This is a genomic window from uncultured Ruegeria sp. (genome assembly GCF_947489545.1).
Lineage (GTDB): Bacteria > Pseudomonadota > Alphaproteobacteria > Rhodobacterales > Rhodobacteraceae > Ruegeria.
This window is the reverse complement of sequence record NZ_CANLDZ010000030.1, coordinates 21,967-36,253: the sequence shown is the minus strand read 5'-3', so window position 1 is coordinate 36,253 and position 14,287 is coordinate 21,967. Positions and strand designations below refer to the sequence as shown.

The window sequence follows — 14,287 nt, the reverse complement described above, 5'->3', positions numbered from 1 at the left end:
TGATTGATACAGCCACCCTTCTCGCCAACGACAGCGATGTCGACGGGGATGCGCTCACGGTGATAGAGGTTTCGGCCTTGAGCACGCATGGCGCCACGCTGACGCTGAACACCGACGGGACCATCAGCTATGATCCAACCGGCGCAGATGATGTTCAGGCTTTGGCAGAGGGTCAGACACTGATGGATACATTCACCTATACGGTCAAGGACGGCGATGGCAGTGAAAGCACCGCAACCGTTTCCGTAGTTGTTCATGGAGCCAACGATGCACCTGTCGCGGCTGATGATACTATTGGCCCAAATGAATTCCGCGTTAATGAATTTACCGATGGCAGGCAATGGCACTCGAGTGTCACAGCCCTCGACAATGGTCATTTTGTCGTCACCTGGGCGTCTCTCGACGGGCAGCAAGACGATACGTCTGGTTGGGCCATCAAAGCCCGCATTTTCGATGCAAATAGCAACGAGGTGGTCAGCGAGTTTCTGGTCAATGAGTTTACTGATAGCAGTCAAGTCGCCCCGAGTGTTACAGTACTCGCCAACGGCAATTTTGTCGTCACCTGGGAGTCTTATGACGGGCAGCAAGGTGATACGTCTTCTTCTGCGATCAAGGCCCGCATTTTCGATGCGAATGGCAACGAGGTGGTCAGCGAGTTTCTGGTCAATGAATTTACCAATAGCGTCCAATGGAGCCCGAGTGTTACAGCACTCGACAATGGCGGCTTCGCCGTAACCTGGGTGTCTAATGACCAGCAGCAAGGCGATACGTCTGGTGATGCCATCAAGGCCCGTATTTTCGATGCAGATGGCGGTGAGACCGTCAGTGAGTTCCTGGTCAATGAATTCACCAATGATTTCCAAAGAGCCCCGAGTGTAACAGCCCTCGCCAATGGCCATTTCGTCGTCACCTGGCACTCTACGGACGGGCAGCAGGGCGATACTGATGATTATGCCATCAAAGCCCGCATTTTCGATACGGATGGTGATGAGATCGTCAGTGAGTTCCTGGTCAATGAATTTACCAATAGCCTTCAACGTGATCCTAGTGTTACCGCCCTCGACAATGGCAATTTCGTCGTCACATGGGCGTCTTATGACGGGCAGCAAGGCGTTGATGGTGATGCCATCAAGGCCCGTATTTTCGATGCAGATGGCGGTGAGATCGTCAGTGAATTCCTGCTCAATGAATTTACCGATGGCTGGCAAATCCGCCCGAGCGTGACAGCGCTCGCCAATGGCCATTTCGTCGTCGCCTGGGCGTCTAGTGACCAACAGCAAGGCGATACGTCTTCTTCTGCCATCAAAGCACGCATTTTTGACGCAGATGGTGATGAGGTGGTCAGCGAGTTTCTGGTCAATGAATTTACCGATAACTGGCAAGGGGATCCAAGTGTCACGGCCCTCGCCAATGGTCATTTTGTCGTCACCTGGGAGTCTAGAGACGGGCAACAAGGCGATACGTCTGATTATGCCATCAAGGCCCGTATTTTTGACGCGAATGGTGTTATTCAAAGTTCTAATCTCATCACAGAAGATGCTGTCGCTCTGATTGATACAGCCACCCTTCTCGCCAACGACAGCGATGTCGACGGGGATGCGCTCACGGTGACCGAGGTTTCGGCCTTGAGCACGCATGGTGCCACCCTGACGCTGAACACCGACGGGACCATCAGCTATGATCCCACCGGCGCAGGTGATGTTCAGGCTCTGGCAGAGGGCGAGACCCTGACGGATACCTTCACCTATACCGTCAAGGACGGCAATGGCAGTGAAAGCACCGCAACCGTTTCCGTAGTTGTTCATGGAGCCAACGATGCACCTGTCGCAGCTGATGATGTTGCGCAGAGTCCCACTCCGGTCACAGAAGATGTAGTGACCTCGATTGATACCGCCACGCTTCTGGCCAACGATAGCGATGTCGACGGGGATGCGCTCACGGTGACATCTGTTTCGGCCTTGAGTGCGCATGGCGCCACGCTGACACTGAACAGCAACGGGACGATCGGCTATGATCCAACCGGCGCAAACGCTGTTCAGGCTTTGGCAGAGGGTCAGACCCTGACGGATACATTCACTTATACAGTCAAGGACGGCAATGGCGGTGAAAGCACCGCAACCGTTGCCGTGGTTGTTCATGGACGAGACGAAGCGCCGATCGTTTTGCTGGGCACTACTGGTGATGACATTCTTGAGGGCGCTTGGGGTAATGACCACTTAACCGGTGGTGCTGGCGCTGACATCCTGTATGGCGGTGCCGGTAATGACACCCTCATTGGTGGCAACAGTGGCGGTGACGAGGTTACCTACGGGTCTGAATGGGATGTCTTGGGTGATGGAGGAAAGATCTGGAACCAGAGCGCGCCACTGGTTGGTGACTTCAACGGAGACGGTCTGAGCGACGTAGCTTTTGCGTTCCATGAAAGTGGTGCAGGAGCAAAAATCAGAACCAAGCTTTCGAATGGCGATGGCACATACACGGCACAAGAGCACATTCTTGGTGATGGAGGAAAGATCTGGAACCAGAGCGCACCATTGGTGGGCGATTTCAACGGTGACGGTCCGAGCGACGTAGCTTTCGCGTTCCATGAAAGTGGTACGGGCGCGCAGATCAGAACGAAGTTTGCATTCGTCGATGAGGCTGACGAACTCTTCGGCGGGGCTGGCGATGATCAACTTGACGGCGGGATGGGTGCGGACTTACTCAATGGAGGACTTGGCACCGACATTCTCACCGGGGGTTCTGGCACAGATGTTTTTTACTTCGACGAGAATTTTGGTACCGACACAATCACTGACTTCGAAGATGGCAGCGACCTGATCCGGATCGGTATCGTAGGGACCTCCTACAGCGATCTGGATATCACCGACAACAACGGTGACGTGCTGATCACAATCGATGGGCATGGTTCTATTATGCTCGAGGACATCAACTCTTCTTTGATCTCAGAAGATGATTTTACGTTCATCTAATGATCGGAGTCTTGTGCTTTAGAAAGTCACACATCGCAGCACGGGCTCAATGCGCAGCGGAACATGAAACGGTGCGCATTGAGTTCGACGATGGGTCGAGCTTTGCGAAGGTGCAGTTTGACGGTTCCGGCCGCGTGCTTCTTGAAGGCGGTGATGGCAACGATGTGATCTACAGCCCTGGCGGTACAGGAAGCTACTATCTGCGCGGGTTCAAAGGGGATGACACTTTGGTCGCAACGACGGATGGTGCGGGAAGCAACTTCCTGGCTGGGCGTCAGGGCAGCGATACTTATGTCTATTACGCAGCAGCCGGGAACACCATTGTGTCATGGTGGGGCGAAGACGTGAACCATGGTGGAACCGATGTATTCCGCTCTGAAGACATTGATTTGGCGGACGTGACCTTTACCAAGCTAGCCGATCAAAGCCCGGTAGATGGCGATGTTCTGGAGGCAGGACTCACTGACGGTGGTCAGGAGCATTACCTCAGGCCTGTGCCCACCGCAAAGAATGGCAGGGAGTGAGTCCAAACTTGCGCGGTACTGTGTTAAGTAGGAAGGTCAGCTTTTGCGATTGTTAGGATTCGATCACACTCATTGAAATGCTATCGAGGATCACAGAAATGCAGAACTCACCCATAGAAATTGGTGACTTCGAAGCATCAGAAGCAGATCAGCTTGGCGTCATATTCTTCGATGCCGTACGCGAAGGAGCGACTGAATTCTATAACATAGAGCAGCGACAGGCTTGGGCGTCGAAGACGCCGTTCGGGCCAAACTGGGCATCGCGGCTGTCCGCTCAGAAAACCGTAGTCGCGCGTAAGGCGGGCCTGCCCGTTGGCTTCATGACGCTCGACAGAGTTGGCTACATAGATCTTGCTTTCGTCGCACCCAAGCACCAACGGCAGGGCATCGGTGGAAAACTTTATGCTCGGATTGAGGAGTTGGCACGTGCCGCCAATATGGCGCGCCTTCATTCGCAAGCGAGCTATCTCGTTCGAGGGCTTTTTGAGGGGCAGGGTTGGGAACTCGTTTAGGAGCAGCAAATCGAAAGGGCTGGCGTTACATTAACGAATTTCCTGATGGAGAAGCGCCTCCATGATCCAGTCCGGCGCACCAACGTTGCTGCGAAGTCCGAGCATACCTGACCTTCGGGTCTGGCCAACGAAGGTCCGCTTCGTCAGCGTTCCCAATGACCGGTTTGCGCGTTCGCGACGTGCCGCAAATGCAAAGGGCAGAAGCTTATTCGACGGCGGATTTGGGCTCAAACTGGAGGTCAAATCGGAAAGCAGAATACGAATTCAACCGGTTAGCATGCAATCGCAATCAGGCAGATGCACCTATTGCACCCGCTGCCGTCTTTTATCACCATAAGGTTATGCAGCGCGTGATGATCATCGGACAACCCGGATCGGGGAAATCGACCCTTGCACGCCGTTTGGGGGCTTTAACCTTCTTGCCGGTTGTCCATATCGATCACATCCACTGGAAATCCGGCTGGATCGAGAGAGACCGGACGGAAAAGACGAAGATGACACTTGACGTCATAAAAGACCCGCAGTGGATATTTGAAGGGGGTCATAGCGCTACATGGCACGAGCGGTTGGACCGAGCGGACACCCTAATCTGGCTGGATATTCCCTTGAACTTGAGGGCATGGCGCGTCTTGCGGCGCACTTTGCTCTACTATGGCCGGACCCGCCCGGATCTTCCTGATGGATGCCCGGAAAAGCTTAGCTTGGAGTTCTGGTCCTGGATCTGGCGGACCCGTCACACGGGGCGCCAGAAAATGCGGACGCTCTGTGACAATGCACCGGCCGACAAAACTATCTACCACATAACCTCTTCAAGAGAGGTCAACACATTCTTTTCAAACCTCAGCGAAGCTATAGCAATTGGCAATTTGGGAATTCCCCACCGCTGATGGCACTTTACTAGGCCTCGACAATTGCCTCTTTGCTCATTCAGGTTTGGGCGGAGTAGCCATTGAACTTGGCTCCACTCTTTTCTCGGAAGCTGCAAAGCTCAATTGTGAAAGTTCGCTCTGGGCTGGGACCATCATGCTGCGTTTGCAATTACCTAAGACTGGGGCAACGGTAGCAACGGGCTCAAACCACCTGTCTGAGCCCACTGCAGAGAATGGCTGCTCCGAGCCGAGGCTGTGTGAAAACTCTGACCGGTCGGCGAAAAATGTCGAAAACACCCTTTATGTGTATTCTCTCGCGCTTCTGAGAGAGCTTTTGCACAAGCACTGAAAACGAGCGCGACGAGAGAGCACGTGGGCCGGAGTTTTTACACAGCCTCAGCCCAAAGGCGACCTCGGTTTTAACGTAGCATTGGTCAGTAAGGGCGAATGTTGTTGAAAAACTCCTGCTTGATTGAGGCTCGTTTGGCTGATTCAATTTCCGCATTGAGCGGGAGGATTTACGATGATGGGGCCACGGCAGGAAGCGCAAACGGCACTATTCTATGAGTTCTCGCTGGAAGATCATGTTCCGCAGGATCATATGCTTCGGTCGATTGATCGTCATCTCGATCTGAGCAGCATCCGGGGTCACTTGGCTGATTTCTATAGTCACACGGGCCGACCATCGGTCGATCCCGAACTGATGATCCGCATGCTTCTGGTGGGGTATTGCTTTGGCATCCGATCCGAACGCCGACTTTGCGAAGAGGTGCATCTGAACCTGGCGTATCGCTGGTTCTGCCGCCTCGATTTGACTGACCGCATCCCAGATCACTCTACCTTCTCAAAGAACCGCCATGGCCGTTTCCGCGAGAGCGATCTCTTTCGCCATGTCTTCGAGACGACTGTTGCACGGTGCATGTCGGAAGGGCTTGTCAGTGGCCAGGGCTTCGCCGTGGACGCCAGCCTGATCGTGGCAGATGTTCAGAAACAGAACTCCAGCAATCCTGATGACTGGGCGGCCAAGGAGATTGATTCCAATGATGCACCGCGCGCGGTTCGGGAGTATCTCGACACCCTGGACGATGCCGCTTTTGGTGCGGCCACCACCGCCAAGCCCAAGTTCACCGCCCATGCCGACCCCGCCAGTCAATGGACTGCCGCACGCAAGGGCCCTGCATTCTTTGCCTATTCGGATAATTATCTGATCGATACCGATCATGGTATCATCATGGATGTCGATGCCAGCCGGTCAAACAAGACCGCTGAGGTCGGTGCCATGCGCAAGATGATCAACCGCACCGAAGAGCGCTTTGGCCTGAAGCCGGATTGGGTTGCGGCTGATACCGCATATGGGTCCGCCGACAACTTGGTTTGGTTGGCGCTGAAGCGCCAGATCCTCCCCTTCATCCCGGTCTTCGACAAGGGCGAGCGCAAGGACGGCACCTTCTCGCGGTCCGACTTCACATGGGATGATGAGAACGACCGCTACATCTGCCCAGGGGGCAAGGAGATGTTGCACACGAGGCGAAACTACTCGGACCCCGCCAGGAATGCGCCGGTTTGGAAAGCCAGGAACTATCGGGCTTTAAAGTCCGACTGCATGAACTGCGCGTTGAAGTCCAAATGCTGTCCAAACTCCGAAGCACGTTCGGTCCACCGCGAGAAATACGAGATCGTCAGAGACTTCGCCCGCGAATGCACGGCCTCCGAGTTCAACCCGACGGCCCAGAAGCGGCGCAAGAAAGTCGAGATGCTGTTCGCACATCTCAAACGCATCCTCCGTCTGGATCGTCTCCGATTACGAGGGCCATGCGGCGTCCAAGATGAATTTACACTCGCAGCCACCGCCCAAAACCTCCGGAAACTCGCAAAACTGAAGCCAATGATGCCAAACGCCGGGTAGAATGAAGGCTTAGCCAAAAATCACTTCACAAAATCAGACCAACGGTTACGAGCTAACCGCCAAATTCATCGAGTTTTTCAACAACATCGGCTCGACGCAGTCGTTCGCTGCGCAGTGCATCAGTGATCGCTATGCGGACTTAGCCGCCCTTTGCTAGCGCAGCTATTGCTTGCGCAGCATTTCCTCGCAGTCACAGCAACCGATTTACGGTAATGCAGCCAATGTCGCCGAAGCCGCCGTTCAACTGTAGGGAACTCGGTTGATCTCAAACCAACGCCATTGCTGCGTGTTGTCCCAAACAGCGAGGCGTTGGCGTCCACAAGCCTAGCTGAGCTTGGTCGCTGCCTTTGTGTGAGCTTGTTTGCGTTTTCTCAACCCATACCAAACAGCCCCCAATATCAGCAGGACATTCACACAGACCAGCACTGCGGACACAGGCCGGTCGAGAAAAATCCAATATCCTTCGCGCGAAATCAGCAGGGCGCGGCGCAGGTTATTCTCTAGGATCGGGCCAAGGATGATGCCGATGACGATGGGCGACAGCGGGTAATTTGCTGCGCGAAACAGGATGCCGATCAGGCCGAAGCCGAACATCACCATGAGATCAAACACCGAGGCTTGCAGTGCGAAGGTGCCGATGGAGCAAAGCAGCAGTACCAGTGGGATCAGATAGAATTTGGGGATGCGCAGCACGTAGACAAAGATCGGCGTCATCAAGATGCCCGCAATCAGCAAGAATACATTGGCGGCCATGTAGACCATGAAAATACCGCCGACCATCTCGGGTTGCTGCTCGAACAGGATCGGTCCGGGGACGAAGCCAAGGATCAGCAACGCGCCCAGAAGCATGGCGGAGGACGCATCACCGGGGATGCCAAGGGCCAGCGTCGGAACCATCGTGCCGCCGACAGTCGCGTTATTAGCGGCCTCGGTTGCAACCACACCGCCCTCAGTGCCCTCGCCGTATTTCTCATCGGGTTTGGCCCAGGCCTTGGCGACCGCGTAGGAGGTGAACGAGCTGATAACGCCGCCCGCGCCGGGCAAAGCGCCGAAAAAGACCCCGATGAAGGAGGAGCGCACAAGGTTCTTCCAATTGCGCAAGGTTAGTATGATGGAGCGGAAACCCGGGCGCGCGACTTTGACGTCAGGCATTTTCAACAGATCGCGCCCCATGATCTGATAGGCCATTTCCGAGATCGCGAACAGGCCGACAACGACAGCAACGATATGGAACCCGTTGAGCATATTGTGCGACCCAAAAGTGAAGCGGTAGCCGGTTGAGAATTCATCGGTGCCGATTGTGGCCAAAAGCAAACCAAAACAGCCTGCGATTAACCCTTTGAAAAGGGAGCCGCCTGAGATCACTGCAATGGCGAACAACCCGGTGATGGCAAGCATGGCGTATTCGGGCGGGGCAAACCCGCTGGCGAACCGCGCAAGAACTGGTGAGCCGAAGATCAGAACGACCCCTCCGATCAGACCACCAATGGCCGAGGCGGTGATGGCGATGCCGATGGCGTCCGACGCGCGGCCTTTTTTGGCCATGGGGTAGCCGTCAAACAGCGTCGCTGCCGCCAAGGGTGTGCCGGGGATGCGTAACAGAATTGCCGAGATCGAACCTCCGCAGGACCCACCCACGAAGATCGCAATCAAGAATCCCATTGCGGCGACGGGGGGCAAGGAGATGGCGACCGGCAGCAGCAGGATGATGCCCATCAAGGGCCCAAGTCCGGGCAGTGCGCCGACCAGCAGGCCGATCACCACGCCAATCAGCGTCAGGCCGATGGCCGTTGGCGTCAGGAAAAGGTCGAACCCAGCGGCGAGGGACTCAAAGATCATGTCGGATCACCACGCGATGTTCAGGCTGAAGATGCCGCCGGGCAGCACGACATTGAGGAATTTCTCGAAAATAAACGCAAAAACGAAGGACATGGTCAGGGCGACCAGCGCCAGCTTGAGCAGATTGCGCGCACCGCAGATGAGCATGATCGCGAAGATCAAAGGCGTTGTTGTCAGATGGTAGCCAAGTGTTTTCAGCACGCCCAGATAGATCGCGAAGACGATCAGCAACAGAACCGGGCGGCGTAGGTCGGATGTGTTGACCGGTGCGTCCTCGGTTGGCACGGCAAAGCGATCCACAAAGAACTGTCCAACCATCAACACCATAATTGCGATTGCAACGGAGCGGGGATAGGCCGCTCCGTTGTTGTAGGGACCGCCACTGGCGATCCCCTGTTCTCTCATCGATGTGTTGATTTGTTGGAATACGATGGCGACGATGACCGCCAGAAAGCCGTAAACAAGATATTGCAGCGTTTTGGCGGTCACCATCTTCGCAATCCCTTAGTTGAGCTTTTTCAGCTCTTCAACTTCCCACTCCAGAGCGTTGCCCATGGCTTTGAGCTGGTCAAACACCGGACCTACAATCGCGTCATATTCGGTGTGGTCCCAATCCAGCGGCACAAAGCCAACAGCCTCGATAGAGGCGCGCACATCAGGGCGTTTCATTGCCGCGGTCATGGCTTCGCGCAATTTGGCAACCTCGGCCTCTGGTGTGTCAGGGTTGACGATCCACCATGTCCAGCCCATTGGCGCCAGACCCGACAGGCCCAGATCAATGCTGAGGTCCGTGATGCTGGGGGCGCCATCATATGAAGCTTTCGCACCCGGCAGCTCGGACAGAACCAGCATGATGTTGAACGCTTCCTTGTCCTGAATGTAGTTGCCCACGTTGACAAACGCGAAGTCCAGAACGCCGCCTTTGAGGTCTTTCACTGCGTTGCCATCTTGGGTGTAAGGCACGTTTTGCGCCACGACACCGTAAGATTGCAGCACCTTAGCGATCACCATATGCGGCAGGTTGTTGCGCGAGCCAGATGAATAGCGCAGTTCACCGGGGTTGGCCTTGCCGTATTCCATCATCTCTTCGAAGTTGGACCAGCGGGTCTCGTCCGGGCGTCCACCAATGGCAAAGGCGTTCGACACAGCGGCGTGCAGCGGAGTGAAGTCCGAATAGCTCCAATCCGCATTTCCCAGAACGGGCTGCAAAACCAGCGGGGCCACATAACCATCAAAGACGGTGTAGCCATCGGCAGGTTTTTCCATCGCAGTGATCTGGCCTTTGGTGCCTGCCGCACCCGGTGTCGAGATCACTGGCATATCGACGCCCAATTCCTCGCCCATCGCTTTAGCAATGATCTGGCTGACCGCCATCGCGTTGCCCGGACCCCAAGGATGGATCAACTCGACCGTGCGTTCAGGAAACTCGGCAAGCGCGGCCCCTGTTCCCATTGCGACGACGGCCAAGGCCGCCATGCTGGTTTTAAGCGAATTCATGAATGTCATCTGAACCTCCCTAGATTTCTTCATGCTTTAGTGAATTATGAGGCCGCCTCTATCTTCGGTGGCGACGTGTTGAGCCCAAAGTGGGCATAGAGTTCTTGTGGCGCGTCGTGCCGCGCGAAGTGGTGCGTTATGCTGTCGATAAAGCCTGCGACGATGTCGGGCCTTTCAAGTTTGTTTTCCTGTCGTGGGTCCGCCTCAAGGTCGTAGAGTGCAGTTTCGCACTCGCCTAAGGTCTGGCCGTCATTGCCCAGTTGGTTGTTCTTGGGATCAAGTCTGATCTTGAGAAGGGGCGCGCCCTTCGTGAAATCAAATGGGTCGGACAACTCGGCAGACTTCAACTCATCTATATCAAAATGCGTGAGCATATGCGTCGGCATCAGAGTATAAATGTTGAGGTTTTCGCCGGACAAATCGTCGGGATAGTGAAAATAGCTGTACCGCCCATCTGTTACGCAGACCGGGCCTGCGAACATTCCAAGCGCCAGCGTTTCGTGTGCCGGCGCGTCTTTGGCCAAAAGCGGGAGCAAAGACGCGCCGGTAACGCTGGGAGGAATGCTGCAACCGTGCAGCGCCAGAAAAGTAGGCATCAGGTCGGGTGTTTGCGTCAGGCTTTCGCGCCGCGCGCCACCCTGCGTTGCGTGATCGGGATGCCAAATCATCAGGGGAATATGAGATATTTCTTCGTAGTATGGCGTGCGGTTTTTGCCCCACCACTCGTGCTCTGACAGCAAGAAACCGTGATCGGTCGTCAGCACAAGTGATGTGTCTTTCCACAGGTCGTTTGCGTCGAAATAGTCCAGAAGCTTGCCGAAATATTCGTCGCACATGGCGACCAAGGCTGCATAGTTGCCGCGAATTTCAGCAATTTCCTCGGGCGAGTTCGCGGCCTCTTCATACATGGGCCAGTCAAGAATTTTGCCGTTGTAGCCTTGCGCATAAGCTTCCTTAAAACGCTCAGGTGCAACAAAGGGCTCGTGCGGGTCAAAACACTCAAGTTGCAAAAACCAGTCGTCAGCCTCAGCGTTCAAATCCAGAAACTCAAATGCCGAAGTGAAGCACTTGGCCGTTGGGAAGTCGGCCTCTTCCTTCAAAAAATCACGGCTGATTGCGGCACGGGATTTCTTCCACGCCATCTTGTCGGAATTGCCTCGGGTCACAGCCCCTGTCTCGGGCAGTTTTTCCAACGGATAGTGACGTGCGTCGAATTTTTCTTTGTACCGCTCAAGCGGCGGGGCGACGAGCGCCTTCAACGCATCGTATTCTTGCCCGCGAATATAGTCGAAGCTGTCATAGGCCGTGGCGTATCCCCAGCCGCCTTCTTCGAAATAGTGTAGGTGATCCGAAATCAGGTGCGTATAAACGCCTGCCTTACTCAATGTTCGCGCGAAAGATTCATCAAAGGGTTCAAGCGGCCCCCAATGACGGTGCATAAAGTTCAAGCGGCCTGTGTGCATGTCGCGCCGTGCAGGCATACACGGAAGTGAGCCGACATAGTGCTTATCGAATGTCACCGCTTTCTGAGAAAACCTGTCAAAGTTCGGTGTCGCAATCGCCGTTCCGCCATAGGCTCCGAGGGCCAAACGGTTCAGTGAATCGAACAAAACAAAGACTGTTTTCATAGGCTCCCCCCGAGATCAGCCAAAAACTCCCCCGACCTCCCAGACAGCTTGATAAACCATTGTCATTCTGTAAAATTGAATTGTCGATACCTGCCATTCAAAAAAGGAATGCTAATTGGACAAAAATCTTGATGCCTTTCTGGCCGTTGCGCGATCCAAGACTTTGACCGAGGCGTCCGAGATGATTGGATTGACGCAACCCTCAGTCACCAAACGAATTGCAAACCTTGAACACTCCATGGGTGCGGCCCTGTTCGAACGGCACCGGCGCGGCATGACGTTGACTGCGGCGGGTCAGGTATTCTTTGAGCGCGCCAAACGCATAGAAGCTGAATATCGCGCCAGCGTGGAAGAGGTCGAGACAATCGGCTCTGCTGGCATGTCGGTGCTCAGGGTTGGCGCGGGGCCGGTGTTTCACCTCAACTGTGTGGCCGGGTTGTTCAAGCATCTGAAAACAAAGTTCCCTGACCTTCGGCTAGAGCTATCAACAGACGTCAAATTACCCACCAGCGAACTGCTCAATGAAGGCATTATCGACGTCTATATGGGGGTCATCACACCTGACCATTTGGACGACACGATCCACGTAAAATACATCACTCAGGTCGAACATGGGATTGTTCTGCGAGCAGATGACCCTCATGCAACCGAGTCAAAAATCGACCCTGCCACCCTGCACGATTACAATTGGGTGATCTTTGCAATCGATCCGGAAACAGAACGGTCTATCCAAGAATACAGCGTGCCAGGCGGTTTGGACCTGCCAATCATCGACGTGCGCACGACGTCCTTCAGCACAGGTTTACAGTTAGTGCAGCGGGGCAATTTCGTGATGTCAGCGCCATTGCAGCTTGCCTCTGTGATCGAAGCTGCTGGCCTGACAATTCGCCCGTTCGCCCAAGGCGTGCCCAAGCGAGAGGCGGGCATTCACGTCCGCAAAAGCGCACTTGGGTACGGCGTGATTGAAGCACTTCTTGAGTTCTTTGACGGGTTTAATTTTGGGTATCATGCCCGCGACAACCACCAATAGATCACTGTCACGTCAACAAGTACTGATGCCAAAAAGCCAACTACTTAATGTCTGCACCGGCTTCTGCGATTCAACCGCCAGTTTGCGTCAGCACAGCAGAATTTCACGCTGAGTGCGCACATGGCGTCATTTGAATACTTCCGCAATGGGCTCGCACTTCGTATTCGCCGCTATTTGATCGTGAGTCGGGCCGAAATTGGCGAACGACAGGTACCGTCCGCCAACATGCTTTAGATGTTGATGCGCTCAGCAATACTCAGAGCGTCTTCAAGCTCGACTCCGAGATAACGCACTGTGCTATCGACCTTCGTGTGGCCGAGCAAAAGTTGCACGGCGCGAAGGTTGCCCGTCTTGCGGTAAATCTCTGCAGCTTTGGTCCTACGGAGTGAATGAGTACCGTAGCCGCTCGATTCCAATCCAATCGCTGTCACCCAATCACGAACAAGCCGACCATATTGACGCGTTGAGATATGCGGACGGTCGTGAGAGCGGCTCGGAAACATGAAGCGGCAACCGGTCATTTCGGGAGATAGCACCCACGCAATGACGGACTCTCTTGTGTTTTCAGTCAATTCAAACTGGACTGGTTTCTTTGTTTTGCTCTGGATCACCGAAACCCGTTCGCGAACGCGCCCCTCTTTGACCAAGTCGGTCACGGCGAGCTTGACCAGATCGCAGCCTCGCAACTTGCTATCAATTGCAACGTTGAACAGTGCTAGATCGCGAAGGTAGCCTGCAAGTTCGAGCCGCGCGCGGATTGCCCAGACCTGTTTGGGAAGCAGCGGTCGTTTCTGCCCGATGATCCGACCCTTGTTCCAGGCTTTACGCTTTGGGGTGACTGCGGGAAGTTGGACTCTTGGCATAATATGCCCTCCAATCCTCCCTCCAAACCCGGACATCAGCACCGCGCTGACGCCAAGAGCATAGCATCGGGTTGAATGGCCGTTGTTCGAAGACACTAACACGCTTTGTCTCTTCAAGTGCATTGACGAACTAGGCATAGAGCTAATCAACTACCGAGACCTCTGATCCAACCACAGGATTGTCCCGCGTTTCGTCAGTTGGGGCTAAAGCTCTCGCTGCGACGAGCATAAATGGCCGGTTTCTCCGCCGCATAGCAGCGGACGCAATCATACATGTGCGGCATTTTCTACGTTGCGAGCGCGCGCAGCGAAAAGACCCGAGGAACAGGTTGGGCTCTTTTCCTCTTTCGCCGCAGAGGCCACGAACGGCCGGTTCGCGAAACATGGCCGTTCTCAGCACCTCGCACGAACTGGGAAGATGCGGAAGAAGCGGCCTTATGCAGGTTCGGCTACTGCTCATGCAGCATTCCTTCGCAGTTACGGCACAGGGCTCTCTGCGATGCGGCGAATTTCGCGGAACCGGCCGTTCGATCACTTCAGAACTAGCGGACTCCAAACTGATCATTTGATGCGGTGGTATCAATGTGGGCTTTGTCTAATGACCTCTTTCATGTCGATGAATATCTTGGGGCATTCAGATAACAACT

11 protein-coding genes are annotated in these 14,287 nt (G+C 54.7%); 6 read left to right on the top strand and 5 right to left on the bottom strand.

The window, feature by feature from the left end; all coding sequences use genetic code 11:
* The 5 genes from Q1B13_RS24650 to Q1B13_RS24630 form a co-directional block, all read left to right on the top strand.
* Window positions 1-2,972, top strand: a 2,972-nt coding sequence (locus tag Q1B13_RS24650) for a tandem-95 repeat protein (RefSeq protein ID WP_299085275.1), incomplete at its 5' end; no start/stop codon positions are given.
* Window positions 2,972-3,496 (top strand): hypothetical protein, encoded by a 525-nt coding sequence (locus Q1B13_RS24645; protein ID WP_299800660.1) that lies wholly within the window; start codon window positions 2,972-2,974, stop codon window positions 3,494-3,496. The genes Q1B13_RS24650 and Q1B13_RS24645, both read left to right, overlap by 1 nt.
* A 98-nt stretch (window positions 3,497-3,594) precedes the next feature.
* Entirely contained in the window at window positions 3,595-4,008 is a 414-nt protein-coding gene (locus Q1B13_RS24640; protein ID WP_299085268.1) for a GNAT family N-acetyltransferase, read from the top strand.
* A gap of 341 nt (window positions 4,009-4,349) precedes the next feature.
* The gene (locus Q1B13_RS24635) at window positions 4,350-4,895 is read left to right on the top strand and encodes an AAA family ATPase (protein WP_299085281.1); all 546 of its coding nucleotides are present in this window, start codon (window positions 4,350-4,352) and stop codon (window positions 4,893-4,895) included.
* Window positions 4,896-5,400: 505 nt separating this feature from the next.
* Window positions 5,401-6,783 (top strand): IS1182 family transposase, encoded by a 1,383-nt coding sequence (locus Q1B13_RS24630; RefSeq protein ID WP_298938598.1) that lies wholly within the window; start codon window positions 5,401-5,403, stop codon window positions 6,781-6,783.
* 324 nt (window positions 6,784-7,107) lie between these two features.
* Here the strand turns inward: Q1B13_RS24630 and Q1B13_RS24625 are convergent, their stop codons facing one another.
* From Q1B13_RS24625 to Q1B13_RS24610, 4 genes are read right to left on the bottom strand one after another with little or no spacing between them, the layout of a single operon-like run.
* A complete protein-coding gene (locus tag Q1B13_RS24625; RefSeq protein WP_298937634.1) occupies window positions 7,108-8,622 on the bottom strand; it encodes a tripartite tricarboxylate transporter permease in 1,515 nt (504 codons plus the stop codon).
* 6 nt (window positions 8,623-8,628) lie between these two features.
* Window positions 8,629-9,114: a tripartite tricarboxylate transporter TctB family protein gene (locus Q1B13_RS24620; RefSeq protein ID WP_299085264.1), complete on the bottom strand. Its 486-nt coding sequence runs from the start codon at window positions 9,112-9,114 to the stop codon at window positions 8,629-8,631.
* Between the two features lie 12 nt (window positions 9,115-9,126).
* On the bottom strand, window positions 9,127-10,128 hold the full coding sequence (locus tag Q1B13_RS24615) for a tripartite tricarboxylate transporter substrate binding protein (RefSeq protein ID WP_298937636.1): 1,002 nt from the start codon (window positions 10,126-10,128) through the stop codon (window positions 9,127-9,129).
* 35 nt (window positions 10,129-10,163) lie between these two features.
* Window positions 10,164-11,747 (bottom strand): sulfatase, encoded by a 1,584-nt coding sequence (locus Q1B13_RS24610; protein ID WP_298937637.1) that lies wholly within the window; start codon window positions 11,745-11,747, stop codon window positions 10,164-10,166.
* 115 nt (window positions 11,748-11,862) lie between these two features.
* Between Q1B13_RS24610 and Q1B13_RS24605 the strand changes: the two genes are divergently transcribed.
* Window positions 11,863-12,777, top strand: coding sequence for a LysR family transcriptional regulator (locus Q1B13_RS24605; protein WP_298937638.1), 915 nt, complete (start codon window positions 11,863-11,865; stop codon window positions 12,775-12,777).
* A gap of 230 nt (window positions 12,778-13,007) precedes the next feature.
* Here the strand turns inward: Q1B13_RS24605 and Q1B13_RS24600 are convergent, their stop codons facing one another.
* The gene (locus Q1B13_RS24600; RefSeq protein ID WP_299085278.1) at window positions 13,008-13,640 is read right to left on the bottom strand and encodes a tyrosine-type recombinase/integrase; all 633 of its coding nucleotides are present in this window, start codon (window positions 13,638-13,640) and stop codon (window positions 13,008-13,010) included.
* Window positions 13,641-14,287 lie beyond the last annotated feature (647 nt).